Genomic DNA, 16,413 nt, shown 5'->3' with positions numbered 1-16,413 from the left:
CGTCAACGCCTTCCAGTCTTCGATCGCTGCGCGACAACACGCGCGACCACGAACAACAGCAACACGAGAATCAGCAGGACTGTCGCAGCGCCGAACGCACGCGACTGGTCGACTGCCTCGGACGAACGCGACAGCTGATACGTCATCAGCGGCAGCGACACCATCGGGCCGGATGTCGGATCGAACGTCAGGTACGTCGTGTACCCGGCTGTGAGCAGCACGGGTGACGTCTCACCGATACCGCGGGCGACGCCGAGGATCAGCGCGGTGGCAAGGGAAGGGCGCGCGGTCGGCAGCACGACCCGCCACACGGTCTGCCATTGCGACGCGCCGAGCGCGAGGCTGGCTTCCCGCAACCCGCCTGGCACGACGCGCAGGACGACCTCGGCCGACCGGGCGATGATCGGCAGCATCATCACGCTGATCGCCAACGCCGCCGCGAACCCGCTGCGGGGCAGGCCTGCCATCAGCAGCACGGTCGTGAAGATGAACAGACCGGCCACAATGGACGGCAGTGCGGTCATCGCCTCGACGACTGTGCGCACCACGCGGGAGAACTTGCCGCCGACCTCGTTGAGGTAGACGGCACAGCCGACCCCGAGCGGCAGCGTGATCACGACGGCGATGCCGATCTCGATGAGCGTGCCGACGAGCGCGTGCAGCACACCGCCGACGCTGAGCGGGTCGAGCGGACCGGCGGAGCTGAGGTCTTGCGTGAAGAAGTTGCTGTATCCCAAGGCGTCCACGCCACGGAAGACCGTGTAGCCGATCACGAACAGCAGGGCGACACCGACGAGCCCCGCGAAGGCGTGGATGACGGCGGCGGCGACCCGGTCGGCCATCACCGTGCGCGGGTGGCGCATCGCCGTGACTCCCGCGTACATCGCGAGGAACACGACGAACCAGGACACCAGCAACCCCAGGGTTCCGGATGTGGGCAGCAGGTTCTGGTAGGTCACCCACACCAGGCCCAGTGCGCCGAGCAGCGACCCGAGCGCCGCGAGCACGTCGTCCAGCGTCGTCGTGGCCAGGTCGCGTTTGCGCGGTTCGTCGTCCGGTACGGGCCGGGGTTCCTCGTCGATCTCCGGTTTCGCGGCGGTGGGTGCGGCCACGGCACTCCCTAGATCTCGGTGGCCGAACCGCTGCGGGTCCTGGCCACGATCGTCGACGCGACCGTGTTGACCGCGAGCGTGAAGAGGAACAACATCAGGCCCGCGGCGAGCAGCGCGGACAGCTGGCTCGGGGTGGCCTCGCCGAACCGCAGCGCGATCAGCGACGAGATCGTCACGCCGCCGTTCTCCAGCACCCGGAACCTGATGTCGAACACCGGGGCGAGGATCATCACCACGGCGATCGTCTCGCCGAGCGCACGGCCGAGCGCGAGCATCGAGCCACCGATGATGCCGCCCTTGCCGAACGGCAGGACGACCGAACGGATCACGCCCCAGCGGGTGGATCCCAGTGCCAGCGCGCCTTCCCGTTCACCGAGCGGTGCCTGCGCGAACACCTCGCGCATGATCGCCGCGGCGAACGGCAGGACCATCATGGCCACGACGAAACCGGCGATGAACGGCGACGACGTGTACATCGACTGTTCCCAGGCCGCCGCGTTCACGTCGGTCTTGACGTCGAAGAACGGCAGGAACCCCAGGTACTTCGACAGCCAGCGGGACAGGTAGATGATCTGCGGTGTGAGGAAGACGAACCCGAACAGGCCGTAGACCACGCTCGGGATCGCGGCCATCAGGTCGAGCAACGCGATCAGCGTCCGCTTCAGCCGTGCGGGCGCGTATTCCGAGATGTACAGCGCGGTCGCCACTGCCAGCGGGAACGCGATGACGATCGCGACACCGGCGACCTGCAACGTGAACAGGCCGACCGCCGCGATGCCCAGCCGCGGCCGGTCGGGCACGAAGGACGGCTCGGTGAAGAAGACCCAGCCGAACTCCCGCAGTGTCGGAATCGCCTGGTATGCAAGGAATATCCCGATGGAGCCCATGATCACCAGTACGGCGGCGCCGCTCGCCCGCACCACACCGCGGAACACCCGGTCGGACACGGGCACTGATGGCCGTACCGGGCGTGGCCGGTCGGCTTGCGTGGTCATCAGCTGCTGGTCCCTCCGGGCCGGGATTTCCTTGCCATGACAGCGAAGCTGGTGGTTGTGTCCGGCTGCGGCACGTCAGGTGAACGCACACCCAACGTGCCGCTGCCGCCACACGGATACTTGTTGGTGGCTACTTGGTGGTGGCGTATCCGCCGAACACGAAGCCCTCGGCGAACAGAGCGTCGAAACCGAGGCCCTTGTTGAGTGCGTCCGCACCCGCGGTGGTCAGTACGAGGTGCTGACCGTCGAGGGTGAACAGGTCGACCCGGCGGCCGGCCACGACTGCCTTGACGACATCGGTCCTGGTGTTGATGACGACGGAGTTCACCTTGACGGACTTGGCGTTCGCGGTGAACTTCAGGCCACCGGCGAGCTCGGTGACGCCGTTGCGCCGCACGCAGGCAGGGAAGGTGTACGTGGACGCGCCGCCGCTCGCCGGGCGTAACGCGTCCAGCGTGATGCCGAAGAAGTCGAACGCCGCCGTGGCGCCCGCGTCCACGGTGACGACGGTCCGCGACTTGTGGAAGCTGAGGTCCTGCACGGTTTCCGCACCGGCCTCGGCACCGGGGGCGGCCAGTGCGGGGGTCGCGCCGAGGCTGAGCACGAGCAGACCGCCGACCAGGCCGGACACGATTCGACTCTGCATGATCTCTCCGTTCGCGTTGGAATGGGAGAATCTTCAGACTCGTTGTGGTGGAAGGGAAACCCACCCCGACGGGTGTTCCCCGACCGGCCGTGACCGGCAGGCGGCGCGTTCATCTGGTTGTCAATTCACGGCGTTGGTCGTCCGGCCGCGGTGCCCGGGCTGGAAGACCATCACCGACGAGTCGAGTGACGCCTCGCCGATCCGGCGCAGGAACCGTTTCGCCGCCAGGTCAGCGTCGATCTTGCGGGCGAAGCCCTGCGCCGACCTGGCGACCGGTAAGTCCGATACGGACAGGTGCCACCACCACTGGCCGGTCGCCGACCGCTCGAAGTCGAGCCGCGCCGTGCCCGTCTCCGCCCTGAGCGCGTCCAACTCGCGGACCGCGGCGCCGTGGTCCGCGTGCCCCCGCACCGACACCCCGAGCACGCGGTTGTTGCCGCCGAGCAGCCGCCATCTGACGCCGCTCGAATCGGACCTGAAACACTGGAATCTCGCCATGTCCCCTCCCCGGCCGCGGACGGATCCCAGTCCGGCGGCCGGGGCAGACAATTCATCCCATGGGTGGACGCCACGGCGTGTGCCCGGTTAACGCCACACGCGGATCGGATTAACGCGGGATGATCAGCGGCACGCGTTGCGCCAAACGGATTGCGCCTGCCGTCACCGAACAGCCGAGGCTCACTGCGGGTTGACCGCTTTGGCGTACGCTTCCTGGCCGCTGAACACGTCCCGGCCGTAAGCGACCGACTCGTTGTACGTCAGCACGGCCTGCCACCACCCCTGGGGGTTGGTGAGCTTGTTGCCGCCGGATTCACAGAGGTACCTGGCCGCTGTCGCGGCCGCGTCGTCGAGGTTCTGCGGGTCCGCGGGTTTGCCGTCGCCGCTGGACCGCACGCCCCACCGCTTCCACGTCGCCGGCAGGAACTGCATCGGGCCGAGCGCCCGGTCCCAGGTGGTGTCCTGGTCCAGCACTCCCTTGTCGGTGTCCCTGATCGCCTTGAAGCCGGGCGAGCCGTCCAGCGGGACGCCGATGATCGGTTTGGACAGCGTGCCGTCCGGATTGATGGTGGTGCTGTTGATCCGGCCGTGGAACGACTCCTTGCGGCCGATCCCGGCGAGCATGGTCCACGAGATGCCGCAGCCGGCGTCGACCTCGCGCTGGCGCTGCTCGGCCTTGGCGTACGCGATCAGCGACCGTTCGGGTATCTGCATCCGGCGGCTCATGTCCTGCACAGCGGCCATGTCGACCGGCGGCGCCTGGAAGGGCACGGTCGTGCGGGCCGCCGGGGTGAGCGCGGGCACGGGGAACTGCGGCTGGCGGGCGCTGCGGCGGGGCTCGCCGTCGTCCCTCAGCACCAGGTACGCGGCCACGATGACGCCGATGAGCAATCCGACCATCAGCAGCTTGGGCAGGCCGCGTCGCTTGGGCCGAGGTCGCTCAGGCGTGGGTGGCGCGATCGGCAGCGAAGAAGTCATCGAACCCCACAGTACGCAATACGGCTGCCCGCCCGCAGAAACAGACCTTTCCGGCAAACCCGGCATCGGACTGAACAGTACAGGCGAGCCTTACCTGGTCACTCGACCGTCCGGGATCTTCGGCAACGCCCTGACCGGGCTCCGAGGCAGTCCTCGTAACCAGCATTCTAGTGGCCTGCCTGGCCAGGACGGGCGACCGCGTGCCGTGGCGCTGCCGGTTCACTCTCCCGTACGGCATCGCGACCGCGGGAGCTGCCGCCGAACCCGTGCCCTCTGACGCTTCACCCGTGCACCAGGTTGCCGTGATAGTTGTCGCATTCTTCCGGTGGCATGGCTGACGTTGTCCGGTAAGGACAAAGCGGGGGTGCCACCGGGAGTGGGAGGAGGCGGACACCGGGAAGAACACCGTTCGGACGATAATGGCGCCATGAGCATCGCCGACGACCTGGCCCCGGCCGGAGTCCTGCGCGCATCGATAAACCTGGGCAACCCGATCCTCGCCCAGGCAACACCCGCCGAACCCACAGGCGTGACCGTGGACATCGCAGCCGAACTGGCCGGCCGCCTCGGGCTGCGAGTGGAGTACGTGTGCTTCGACGCGGCGCGGAAGTCGTTCGAAGCAATGACAACCGGCGATGCGGACATCTGCTTCCTGGCCATCGAACCCGCACGAGCGGCGGAGGTGGCGTTCACGGCGCCGTACGCACTGATCGAAGGCGTGTTCGCAGTGCCGGCGGACTCGGAGCTGAGAACCGTCGGTGACGTCGACAGGGACGGCGTCCGGATCGGCGTGAATCAGGGCTCGGCGTACGACCTCTACCTGACCAGGACACTCCGGCACGCGACCGTGGTGCGCGGCGAGGAGGGCACAGCGGAGTTCCTGTCGGCGGGCCTGGAAGCAGCCGCGGGAATCCGCCAGCCGATCACGGAGTTCGTCGAAGCGAACCCCGGTCTGCGGGTGATCGGCGAAGCCTTCATGCAAATCCGGCAGGCCGTGGGCACACCCAAGACCAAGCGGCCGGAGACGGTGGAGTTCCTGCACGGCGTGGTGGAGGAACTGAAGGCCAACGGGTTCGTCGCGGAGTCCCTGCACCGCTCCAACCAGCCCAGCGCCCGCGTCGCCCCACCGGCGTAGGAAAGCAGACGCGGGCACGCACGGTCGCGGGACTACGAGGGCAAAGCGGGTGGACCGACAGCGGGGCGAGTCTCCAGGGCTTCCAAAGCCAGCCGGACAGCCGTGTCCAACTGCGGGTCACGTCCGGCCGCGTAGTCCATCGGAGTCGTGGGGACTTCGACGTCCGGGTCGACGCCGTGGTTTTCCACGCCCCAGCCCGGACCTTCCAGCCAGGTCCCGTATTTGGGCTGGGTCACCAGGGTTCCGTCGATCAGGTGGTAGCGCATGTCTATCCCGATCGTCCCGCCCCAAGTCCGCATCCCGACCACCGGGCCCAGCCCCAGTGCCTTGATGGCGGCGTTGACGATGTCACCGTCCGACCCGGCCTGCTCGTCGGCGACGGCCACGATCGGGCCGCGAGGCGCGTCCTGCGGGTAGGTCTCGGGGCGGCTTCCGTCCCTGGACACCTGCCAGCCGATCACGCGCCGGGCCAGCTTTTCGATCACCAGCTGGGAGAGGTGGCCGCCGCGGTTCTCGCGGACGTCGACCACCAGCGCGTTGCGGCGCATCTCCAGGCGCAGGTCGCGGTGCAGCTGCGCCCAGCCCGCGGAGAGCATGTCGGGTACGTGCAGGTAGCCGACCTTGTCCGCGGACAAGGCATGCACGTGCTTCCGGCGTTCCGCGACCCACGCGTGGTAGCGCAGGGGCGTGTCGTCCAACAGGGGCACGACGACCACGCGCCGGGGCGCGCCGCCTGCTGCTGGGCCGAGGGTCAGTTCGACGGGTTTGCCCGCCGACCCAGCCAACAACGGCGCTGGACCGGCGGATCCGACCGGGCGGCCGTCCACAGCCAGGATCGCGTCGCCGACGCGGGCAGCGACGCCTGGTGCGCGGAGAGGCGAACGGGCCTCGGGGTCCGAGGTCTCCGACGGCAGGATCCGGTCGAGACGCCAAACGCCCGCGGCGTCCGGCGACAGGTCCGCGCCGAGCAGACCGACGCGCACCCGGGAGTCCGGGGAGTCCTTCGTCTCGAAGACGTAGGCGTGTGACGTCCCGAGTTCGCCCTGCACCTCCCACAGCAGGTCGCACAGGTCGTCGTAGGACCCCAGGCGCGGCAACAGGAACCGGTAGCGCTCCAGCTCGCCCGCCCAGTCGAGACCGCCCATGTCGCTGCGCCAGAAGTGGTCGCGCATCAGCCTTCCGGCTTCGTCGTACGACTGGCGCCACTCCGACGGCGGGTCCACGGTCACGCGGATCCTGGACAGGTCGACGTTGACGTTGTCCGTGCTGTCGTCGTCCACCTTGTGGTCGGACGGCAGGGCGCGCAGGGTTCGGCCGTCCTGCACCACGATCCGCTTGCCGTCGCCGCTCACCCTGAACTCGTCGAGCACGTCGACCAGGGATTCCGCGCGGCGCTTGGCGAAGTCGAAGCGTTCGAGCGATGGCCGGGGCGGGCTGTCGTCGGTCGACGCGAGGTCGTGGCCGAGTTCACCGGTCAGCGGGCGCGTCATCCACAGCACGCTGTCCTTGGCCGGGTAGAGCGACCAGTACCGCGCCGACTCCACCGGGAAGGCGACCAGGCGGTCCTCGATGCCTTCCACGTCAACGGAAACACGAGGTGTCTCGTCGTCGTCGGAATCCTTGTCGTCGTCGGACTCGATCACCGGCCGCCCCTGGACCTGCGGCGCGAACGGCGAAGGCGTGGTGGCCGCCAGGGGCACCAGGTACGGGCGGGAGCCACCGGCGAAGTACATGTCGAACACGTGCGCGTCGTAGTGCGGGTCGAAACTCCGCGCCGACAGGAACGCCAGGTACTTGCCGTCCAAGGTGAAGACCGGCTCGTGGTCGTCGAACCGGAGCGGCGTGACGTCCACAATGGACAGACTGGTGGTGTCGGCCATCTTGATCTGGCGCAACGGCTGCGGGCCGGGGTGCGACCAGGCCATCCAGCCGGAGTCGGGCGAGAACTGCAGGCCGGACGGATCGCCGTCACGCACCTGCGTCACGGTCCGGATCTCACCGGTCTCCACCTCCACGAGCAACACGCGGCCGTCGTTGGTGACGAGCCCGGCACGCCGCCCGTCCGGTGCCGCGACGAGCTCCTGCACATGACCGATCCGGCCTGCGCCGATCCGCCGCGGCACGGACTCCAGCGACGCGGGACCGTCGACCGGCACGATCTCCAGCGCCTCGTCGCCTTCGACGTCCGTCACCAGCACGACGTGCCCGGTCGTCCCCAAGACCTGCGGAAGCCGTGCGCGCACACCGGGTTCCGCGGACAACGCACGCGCGGGACCGTCCTGGTGGGTCAACCAGTGCACGGTGCCGCGGACCTCGACCGCGCTGGCGCGGCCGGTGTGGTCGGGCGTGGCCTCGTTCAGCGCGTACCGGGCCGAGATCGGGTACTGCTGACGGGAAACCCGTGGCCCGCCGAGCTTCACGGGCAGCTGGCGCGGTGCGGCGTCGAGGCTGTCCAGGACCCAGATGTCGCCGGCCGAGTGGTACACGACGCGTGTGCCGTCCGTGGACGCGTTGCGGGCGTAGAACTCGTGCGTGGTGTGCCGTCGCAGGTCCGTGCCGTCCGGCAGGCACGAGTACACGCTGCCGATGCCGTCGTGGTCGGACAGGAACGCGATCCGGTCGCCGACCCACATCGGCGACACCAGACCGGAGTCCAGTTCGGACAGGATGCGGGTGAACTCACCGGATCCCGCGAGGTCCACCCACAACCGGCCGACTGTGCCGCCGCGGTACCGCTTCCACCACGCCGGTTCGACCGATTCGCGCGTCTGCAGCAACACCGCGCCGTCCTCGCGGTAGGTGATGTCGCCGAGCGGCCCCCACGGCAACTGCCGCGGCTGCCCGTCGAGCGGGACGGCGTACGCCCAGGTCCGGCGGAACTGGGCCTGGGAGGCGGAGCTGATCGCGAGCACCTCACCGGCGGGGTTCCAGCCGAGCGCGGTGGTCTTGACCGATCCCCAGTAGGTCAGCCTGCGGCTTTCCCCGCCGTCCACCGGCGCCACGTACACCTCGGGTTCGACGTCCCTGGTGCTGGTCCACACGACGTGCTGCCCGTCGGGGGAGATCCGGGGCCGGGTGACCGGGACCTGGTCGGCCGACACCCGCCACGCACGGCCCCCGTCCGTCGGCGCGAGCCAGACGTCGTCCTCGGCGACGAACGTGACGAGATCGCCGTGCAGGTGGGGAAACCGCAGATACGCGTTGCTCACCAGACCCAACTTACCTGGGCCAGAACCTGCGCCACTCCTGCTCGGACAATGCCGCCGGGTCGAGGCCCGCGTCCTTGGCCGCTCGTTCGGCCGTCCGGACGTCCTCAGCGAACTTCCGGGCGACCGCCCGGACGTCGCCTTCGGGTTCCTCACCGGCGATCTTGGCGCGGGCGGCGGTCGCGAAGAGCTGCTCAGCCGGGCTGTCGCCGGACGGCAGCAGGTCGGCCGGGAACCCGGCGCGGGCGGTGCGCTGGGCGAGTTTCGCGGCCAGCGCCAGCGCGGGCGCGCCGAGCGCGACGCCGTCGATGCTGGATTCGCGCTTCTTCTCGACCTGCTTGAGTTCTTCCCAGCGCTTCTCCTGCGTCGCGGAGTCGCGCACTTCCGGGTCGGTGGCGAAGACGTGCGGGTGGCGGCCGATCAGTTTCGACGACAGGGTGGCGGCCACGTCGTCGACGGTGAACGGGTCGTCCGGGTGTTCCTGGGCGACCCTGGCGTGGAACAGCACCTGCAGCAGCACGTCGCCGAGTTCCTCGCGCAGCGCCGCGCGGTCGCCGTCCTCGATCGCCTCGATCAGCTCGAAGCATTCCTCGACCAGGTACTGGCGCAGCGACTCGTGGGTCTGCTCGGCGTCCCACGGGCATCCGCCCGGTGAGCGGAGGCGGTCCATGACCACCACCGCTTCGAGCAGCTTCTCGCCCGGGGTCACGGCTTCGGGGTCTTGGCCTGCAGGACGGTGCTGACGACCGACGATTCCTCGACGGAGACGACCTTCAGCGTCACCGGGTCCCACGTGCCGAAGCGGGGGTTGGGCTGCACGCCTGCCTGCTGGGCCAGCGGCACGAGCAGGGCCTGGCCGACCTGGGCGAGTTGCATCGGGTCGACGGAGGTGGGGTCGAAGCCGTTCGGCGGCTGGGCCGGCTGCTTGCCCTTGAGGTGGAAGACGATGTAGCCGCCCTGCTCGCCGTTGAGCCTGGTGGCCACGACCGACCCGACCGGCAGGTTGAACAGCGGCGACGCCGAGACCTGGAGCAGCTGCTGCGGGTCACGGGCCTTCGACGGGTCCTGGGTCTGGCCGATGCCGGGCTCCTGCACCGTGTTCGGCGCCTTCTGCATCAGCTCGGCGGACCTGGCCGGGTCTTCGGCGACCTTCTTGGCCAGCGCCCGCGCGTCGCCGAGGTTCTGCAGGAACGCGACGTCGAACGTGACGGCGTTGCGGCCGATCGCGCGCCCGCCCAGCTCGATCAGCGTGAGCCGGTAGCGGGCGATGTCCTTGGCCGGGAAGGCCGCGTCGACGATGCCCTGGAACGGTTCGCCCTGGGTGGCCTGCTCGCCGGTGAGCGTGGGGATCGACTGCTCGACGAGCTGCTCGTCGAGCGTGATGCCCAGCTTCTTGGCCGCGTCGGCGGCGAGCTGGATGCGCGCCTGCTGCTCGACGATGCCGCGGGAGATCTCGGCCAGCTTGCGCTGACGGGCCTGGTCCTGCGCGCCCTTGTTGGTGGCCAGCAGGTCGTTCAGCTTCTGCTGGACCTGCTCGACGGTCGACACGTTCACGTCACCGACGGTGAGGGCGACCTTGGGGTCTCCCTGTCCGGCACTGCACCCGGCCACGAGCAGGGTGGTCGCGGCGAGCATCCCGATTGAGCGGCGCATGGCAGTCGTCACATTCCTTAGCCTCTCACAGCCGGATCGTTCACCCGACTGGGGCCGGGGCGATCACCAGGCTCTCCAGGAAGTCCGTGCACCACTTGAGCAGCTCCTGGTCACGCAGGTGCGGCGCGCCGATCCGGCCACCGGCCGGTCCCTCGGTCGGGCGAGGCACCACGACGGTGTTGGTGACCGCCTTGTAGTTGGCCTTCGGGTGCAGCCGCTTGAGCCGGACGATCTGGGAGTCGCGCAGGTCGAGCGGGGCGAACCGGATCATGGCGCCCTGGGTGATGACCTCGGTGACGCCGTGGCCGCGGCATGCCTGGCGGAATGTCGCCACCGCGAAGAGCCGCTCGACCGGCAGCGGCGGCGCGCCGTAGCGGTCCTTGAGCTCCTCCATCACGCCGGTGAGCTCGTCGGCGTCGCGGGCCGCGGCGATCTTGCGGTACGCCTCCAGCCGCAGCCGCTCGCCGGGCACGTAGTCGTGCGGGATGTGCGCGTCGACCGGCAGGTCCACGCGGACCTCGGCCAGCTCCTCCTCGCCTTCGGGCCCGTCCGCGCCCGCGTGCCTGCGGAACGCTTCGACGGCTTCACCGACGAGCCGGACGTAGAGGTCGAAGCCGACGCCCGCGATGTGCCCGGACTGCTCCGCCCCGAGGATGTTGCCCGCGCCGCGGATCTCCAGGTCCTTCATGGCCACGGCCATGCCCGCGCCGAGTTCGGTGTTCTGCGCGATCGTGGCCAGCCGGTCGTGCGCGGTCTCGGTGAGCGGCGCCTCCGGCGGGTACAGGAAGTACGCGTACCCGCGTTCGCGGCCACGGCCGACCCGGCCGCGCAGCTGGTGCAGCTGGGCGAGGCCGAGCAGGTCGCCGCGCTCGACGATCAGGGTGTTGGCGTTGGAGATGTCCAGGCCTGTCTCGACGATCGTGGTGGACACGAGCACGTCGTGTTCGCGCTCCCAGAAACCCTGGATGATCTTCTCCAGGCGGTCCTCGTTCATCTGGCCGTGCGCGGTGACCACGCGGGCCTCCGGCACGAGTTCGCGGATCCGCTTGGCGGCGCGTTCGATCGACGAGACGCGGTTGTGCACGAAGAACACCTGGCCGTCACGCAGCAGCTCACGCCGGATCGCCGCGCCGACCTGCTTGTCGTCGTAGCCGCCGACGTAGGTCAGGATCGGGTGCCGGTCCTCCGGCGGGGTCAGGATCGTGGACATCTCGCGGATTCCGGCCAGCGACATCTCCAGCGTGCGCGGGATCGGCGTGGCGGACATGGTGAGCACGTCCACGTGCGTGCGCAGGGCCTTGATGTGTTCCTTGTGCTCGACGCCGAAGCGCTGCTCCTCGTCGACGATCACCAGACCGAGGTCCTTGTAGCGGATGCCGGTCTGCAGCAGCCGGTGCGTGCCGATCACGATGTCGACCTCGCCGTCGGCCAGCGCCGCGAGGGTCTGCTCGGACTCGCCGGGGTCGGTGAACCGGGACAGGCCCTTGATGTTCACCGGGAAGGACCGCATCCGCTCGGCGAACGTGTTCAGGTGCTGCTGGGCCAGCAGCGTGGTCGGTACGAGCACGACGACCTGCTTGCCGTCCTGCACCGCCTTGAACGCCGCGCGCACGGCGATCTCGGTCTTGCCGTAGCCGACGTCACCGCAGATCACGCGGTCCATCGGGACACCGCGCTGCATGTCGCCCTTGACCTCGTCGATCGCGGCCATCTGGTCGACGGTCTCGGTGAACGGGAACGCGTCCTCCAGTTCGCGCTGCCACGGGGTGTCCGGCCCGAACGCGTGCCCCGGCGCGGACTGGCGGGCCGCGTAGAGCTGCACGAGCTCGGCCGCGATCTGCTTGACGGCCTTGCGCGCCTTGGCTTTCGTGTTCTTCCAGTCCGAGCCGCCGAGCTTGTTCAGCGTCGGCAGCTCGCCGCCGACGTAGCGGGAGACCTCGTCGAGCTGGTCGGTCGGCACGAACAGGCGGTCGCCGGGCTGGCCGCGCTTGGACGATCCGTACTCCAGCACGAGGTACTCACGCGTGGCGCCCGCGACCGTGCGCTGGACCATCTCGATGTACTTGCCGATGCCGTGCTGCTCGTGCACCACGTAGTCGCCGGCCCTGAGGGCCAGCGGGTCGACGGCGTTGCGGCGCCGGGACGGCATCTTCGCCGACATGTCCCTTGTGGACGTGCCGTGCCTGCCGCCGGTCAGCGCCGTCTCGGTGAGCACGACGAGCGCGGAGTCCGGCGCCGTGAAACCGTCTTCGAGCGCACCGCGGACAACCGTGACGACACCCGCTTGAGGCGCCTCGGTCAGCCCGTCGGCGGCGAACCTGGCCGGGACCTCGGCCTCGCCCATCTGCTCTACCGCACGCTGCGCGGTGCCGCTGCCGGGCACGACGAGAACCGCCGCTCCCCCGGTGGCGGTGTGCGCCCGAAGGTCAGCGAAGGCGCGTTCGATGTCGCCGCGGTACGAGTCGATCGGTTTGATGCCAAGGGAAAGCACGTCGTCGGCGCCGGTGAGCTGGCTGAGCGTCCACCAGTTGCGGCCGGTTTCGCGTGCGTGCGTGACGATTTCGCCCAGTTCGCGGTACGCCGACGCGCCGAGGTCGATCGGCGCCTTGCCGCCACCGGCGGCGGCCATCCACGAGGCTTCGAGGAACTCCTGGCCGGTGCGGACCAGGTCGTGCGCACGGGTGCGGATCTTCTCCGGGTCGATCACCAGCACGTGCGAGCCCTCGGGCAGGACGTCGGTGAGCAGCTCCAGCTCGCCGTCGCAGAGCACGGGGATCAACGCCTCCATGCCCTCGACGGGGATGCCGCCGGAGAGCTTGGTCAGCATCTCGGCCAGGTGCGCGTCGCCCGCGTGGTCGGTCGCCAGGTCCGCGGCGCGGAGCTTGACCGACTCGGTGAGCAGCAGCTCGCGGCACGGCGGCGCGGTCACCTCGGTGACCTTCGTCGGCAGCGAGCGCTGGTCGGCCACGGAGAACGGCCGGATCTCGCTGACCTCGTCGCCCCAGAACTCGACGCGGAACGGGTGCTCGGCGGTGGGCGGGAAGAGGTCGAGGATGCCGCCGCGAACAGCGAACTCGCCGCGTTTCTCGACCATGTCGACCCGCGAGTACGCGAGCACGACGAGCTGCTCGATCAGCTGGTCGAAGTCGTGCTCGTCGCCGGTCTTGAGGTACACGGGCGCGAGATCGCCGAGACCGGGCGCCATCGGCTGGATGAGGCTGCGCACGGTCGAGACGATGACCTTGACGGGCTGACCGTCCGGGTGCGCGAGTTTGTGCAGCACGGACAGGCGTTGGGCGACCGTGTCGGCGCGCGGTGACAACCGTTCGTGCGGCAGCGTCTCCCACGAGGGGAACTCCGCGACCGCGTCCTTGCCGAGCAGATCCCTCAACGCGGCCGTCAGGTCGTCGGCCTCGCGACCGGTGGCGGTGACGGCGAGGACCATCGAGTGAGCGGCGAGCGTCGCGGCGACCACGGGTCGCACCGCGGGCGGGCCTTCGAGTTCGTAGACGGGTGCGCCAGCGGCTTCAGCGACAGCCGTGACCGCGGGATCAGCGGACAGGCCGGCCAGCAGACCAGTCAGCGGAGCGTGAGACACGGAAGCTTCCCCTTGCCGAAGAGTCGGACTCGACAAGCTTACGTCGGACGTCCGACAGCGCCGATCGTCCGCGCTCCACGACCGGGTAAGCGGGCCGGGAACTCCGCTCTGACCAGTGGTTTCGACTGAGCACGCGCAACTCGGTGTGGTCGCTCGCCGCGAAGCCGACGACGCCGGGAACCGGCTGGCTCGGTGGTCGCGATCGGCGGTCTCGCCACCGAGCCCGGTGAGCCGGCGGTGGAGGCACCGGCGAGTTCTCCGGGTGGCTGTTCGTCTGACAGGTTTCCGCTCGCCGGGGCCGAAGACGCGGCACTGCGCCGAATCCGGCCACGCCGAGGTGTTCCCCGGCGTGACCGGCGGGCACGCACGACGCCGACGGAACCGCCCTCACCCGGCCAGGTCGTCCAGCTCCACGCCGTCCCGCTCCGCGGCTTCCCGCTCCGCGGTGCGCGCCCGCAGCGCCCGCAGCGCCTCGGTGCCGACCTCGATGAACTGCTCCAGGCCTTCTTCCGTTGCCACGAAGTCGAATCCGTTGGTCCTGCCGCCCAGCGTGAACTCCACTTCGTCGATGCAGGTGTTGTACTCGATGGCACACCCGCCGCTGATCTTGAACCAGGCGCACACCGCGACCCCGTTGGACGACAACACACCGACCACTCCCATCCGATGAGGACCGAGACTTGCTACGCTCGCCCGTAAGCGACCTTGAGCGCTCAGAATAAGGTGCGCGGTCAAGAAAGTCCGGTACTCGAAAGGGTGAATCTGATGCCGTCCGGTCAACGCCGAACCGCGGAACGCATCCAGGTGGGCACGACGCTCAAGCGGATGCGCCTGGAAGCAGGCCTCACCAGGGAGGTGCCAGCCGGGAAACTCGGCATCTCCCCGACGACGATCGGCAACATCGAACAGGGCCGGACCAAGATCGCCCACACCAAGCTGGCGGCGTTGCTGGAACTCTACGGCGCACCCGCGGACCAGGCCGCAGACCTGATGGAGGTCAACCGCGAAGCACACCGCACGGTGGTTCGTGTGCCTTACGGCGGCGAGATCTGGCCGCACCAACGCCGTTCCTCGGATCTGATCAACGCGGCGACCAGAATCGGCTACTACAGCCCGGAAATCTTCCCCGGCGTTCTCCAGGCAAGGGGCTACGCCCGAGCAATCATGGCGCCAACCGGCCACATGACCGACAAACTGGAGATCCGGATCAACTTCCGGCTGACCCTGGGCGAAGCCCTGACGCGCGAGGACGACCCACTCGAACTCTGGGCAGTCATCGGAGAAGCCGCACTGCACAAGAACATCGGCGGGTGCGAGGCGATGCGCGAACAGTTGACGCATGTCGTCGAACTCTGCCGACAGCGCGCGAACATCACCGTCCAGGTGCTGCCGCTGAACGCCCGCGAACACCAACTCCTTGGCACCACAGTCACCATCTACGAGGTGGACAACCTGGCGACGATCGCCAGCGTCGACACCAGTGTCAGCGAACACTTCCTCGAACACGACCCGCTCGTGGCCGACGCGGCTCGACGGTTCAGCGATGTGCGACTTAAGGCCCTGGATCCACTGACCAGCGTCGATATGATCGAGGAGGTCGCGAATCGTCGATGAAGCGAGGCAACCATGGCGCTGGAACCCCACGTCTGGACCAAGTACTCGACAAGCGGGAACAACTGCGTGGAGGTCATGCTGACCGACACAGAGGTCATCGTCCGCAACTCCAACCACCCCGACGCAGGCACCCTTTCCTTCACCCACGCCGAATGGGACTCCCACACCCAGGGGCAGAAACTCGGCGTCTTCGACCTGCCCGGCTAGAACCTCGGCGTACGCTTCTCCAGGAACGCCCGCACACCTTCCGCGTAGTCCGCACTGTGCACGGCCTCGTCGTACAGGGCACGGACACTGTCGTCCTCGTGCTCGCCGTCAGCGATCCGGTTGATGATCTTCTTCGATCCCCGCACGGTCACCTGGGCGCGGCTGGAGATCGTGTCCGCCAGTTGCTTGGCCCGTGCTTCCAGGTCGCCTTCCGGGTGCAGCTCGTTGACCAGGCCGATCCGCAGTGCCGTCGCCGCGTCGATGATCTCGCTGGTGAACAGGATCTGCTTCGCCCACGCCTTGCCCACCGCGTCGACCAGTTGTTTCGTCGACGTGAAGTTGTAGACGATGCCGAGCTTCGCCGGGGTGATCCCGAACCGCGCGTCGTCCGCGGCGATCCGCATGTCGCAGGCCAGTGCGATCTCACAGCCGCCGCCGATGCAGAAGCCGTTGATCACCGCGATCGTCGGCTGCGGGAAGTCGGTGATCGCGCGCTCGGCCGCGTGCACGATCTCGCTGTAGCGGGCGGCGTCGTCGGCTCCCGAGCGCAGCGCCTCGAACTCCGCGATGTCCGCACCGGCCGAGAAGTGCTCGCCGCCCTGGATCAGCAGCACCCGGGTGTCCGGGCCCAGTGAGCCGACCAGCTCCGGGATCGCCGTCCACATGTCCAGGTTCAGCGCGTTGCGCTTGCCCGGCCGGTCGATCGTCAGCGTCGCGACGGCGCCGGCCGTCTCCATCCTGAGATGCACGTCCCCAGCGTGACACGCCGCG

The 16,413-nt window shown here is 69.0% G+C and carries 13 protein-coding genes and 1 pseudogene; 3 read left to right on the top strand and 11 right to left on the bottom strand.

What is annotated here, in order from left to right; translation table 11 throughout:
- Positions 1-2: 2 nt before the first annotated feature.
- The 5 genes from pstA to AOZ06_RS05910 form a co-directional block, all read right to left on the bottom strand.
- Positions 3-1,112, bottom strand: coding sequence for a phosphate ABC transporter permease PstA (pstA, locus tag AOZ06_RS05930; protein ID WP_218921942.1), 1,110 nt, complete (start codon positions 1,110-1,112; stop codon positions 3-5).
- Positions 1,113-1,120: 8 nt separating this feature from the next.
- The gene (pstC, locus tag AOZ06_RS05925) at positions 1,121-2,107 is read right to left on the bottom strand and encodes a phosphate ABC transporter permease subunit PstC (protein ID WP_054288499.1); all 987 of its coding nucleotides are present in this window, start codon (positions 2,105-2,107) and stop codon (positions 1,121-1,123) included.
- Positions 2,108-2,237: 130 nt separating this feature from the next.
- A complete protein-coding gene (locus AOZ06_RS05920) occupies positions 2,238-2,753 on the bottom strand; it encodes a hypothetical protein (RefSeq protein WP_054288498.1) in 516 nt (171 codons plus the stop codon).
- A gap of 120 nt (positions 2,754-2,873) precedes the next feature.
- Positions 2,874-3,251: a YegP family protein gene (locus AOZ06_RS05915; RefSeq protein ID WP_054288497.1), complete on the bottom strand. Its 378-nt coding sequence runs from the start codon at positions 3,249-3,251 to the stop codon at positions 2,874-2,876.
- A 180-nt stretch (positions 3,252-3,431) separates the two neighbouring features.
- A complete protein-coding gene (locus AOZ06_RS05910) occupies positions 3,432-4,229 on the bottom strand; it encodes a lytic transglycosylase domain-containing protein (RefSeq protein ID WP_054288496.1) in 798 nt (265 codons plus the stop codon).
- A gap of 427 nt (positions 4,230-4,656) precedes the next feature.
- Here AOZ06_RS05910 and AOZ06_RS05905 point away from each other — a divergent pair, with 427 nt between their 5' ends.
- On the top strand, positions 4,657-5,364 hold the full coding sequence (locus AOZ06_RS05905; RefSeq protein WP_054288495.1) for a transporter substrate-binding domain-containing protein: 708 nt from the start codon (positions 4,657-4,659) through the stop codon (positions 5,362-5,364).
- A gap of 32 nt (positions 5,365-5,396) precedes the next feature.
- Here AOZ06_RS05905 and AOZ06_RS05900 read toward each other — a convergent pair whose 3' ends face one another.
- The 5 genes and pseudogenes from AOZ06_RS05900 to AOZ06_RS05880 form a co-directional block, all read right to left on the bottom strand.
- Entirely contained in the window at positions 5,397-8,573 is a 3,177-nt protein-coding gene (locus AOZ06_RS05900; RefSeq protein WP_083472565.1) for a S41 family peptidase, read from the bottom strand.
- A gap of 10 nt (positions 8,574-8,583) precedes the next feature.
- Positions 8,584-9,273, bottom strand: a pseudogene (locus AOZ06_RS05895) (nucleoside triphosphate pyrophosphohydrolase); the annotation flags it as partial.
- Between the two features lie 2 nt (positions 9,274-9,275).
- Positions 9,276-10,223 carry a hypothetical protein gene (locus AOZ06_RS05890; RefSeq protein WP_157232865.1) on the bottom strand — a complete coding sequence of 316 codons (948 nt, stop codon included), beginning with the start codon at positions 10,221-10,223 and terminating at the stop codon, positions 9,276-9,278.
- Between the two features lie 40 nt (positions 10,224-10,263).
- Positions 10,264-13,821, bottom strand: coding sequence for a transcription-repair coupling factor (gene mfd, locus AOZ06_RS05885; RefSeq protein ID WP_054288492.1), 3,558 nt, complete (start codon positions 13,819-13,821; stop codon positions 10,264-10,266).
- A 387-nt stretch (positions 13,822-14,208) separates the two neighbouring features.
- Entirely contained in the window at positions 14,209-14,484 is a 276-nt protein-coding gene (locus AOZ06_RS05880) for a hypothetical protein (RefSeq protein WP_157232864.1), read from the bottom strand.
- A gap of 102 nt (positions 14,485-14,586) precedes the next feature.
- Between AOZ06_RS05880 and AOZ06_RS05875 the strand changes: the two genes are divergently transcribed.
- Complete coding sequence (locus AOZ06_RS05875) at positions 14,587-15,435, top strand: helix-turn-helix domain-containing protein (RefSeq protein ID WP_192781927.1); 849 nt, start codon at positions 14,587-14,589, stop codon at positions 15,433-15,435.
- 12 nt (positions 15,436-15,447) lie between these two features.
- Complete coding sequence (locus AOZ06_RS05870) at positions 15,448-15,642, top strand: DUF397 domain-containing protein (RefSeq protein ID WP_054288489.1); 195 nt, start codon at positions 15,448-15,450, stop codon at positions 15,640-15,642.
- Here AOZ06_RS05870 and AOZ06_RS05865 read toward each other — a convergent pair.
- On the bottom strand, positions 15,639-16,391 hold the full coding sequence (locus AOZ06_RS05865; RefSeq protein ID WP_236952096.1) for an enoyl-CoA hydratase/isomerase family protein: 753 nt from the start codon (positions 16,389-16,391) through the stop codon (positions 15,639-15,641). The genes AOZ06_RS05870 and AOZ06_RS05865 overlap by 4 nt on opposite strands.
- Positions 16,392-16,413 lie beyond the last annotated feature (22 nt).

Source organism: Kibdelosporangium phytohabitans (assembly GCF_001302585.1).
Classification (GTDB): Bacteria; Actinomycetota; Actinomycetes; order Mycobacteriales; family Pseudonocardiaceae; genus Kibdelosporangium; species Kibdelosporangium phytohabitans.
Note: the sequence above shows the minus strand (reverse complement) of the source record. Positions and strands in the feature narration are given on the sequence as shown.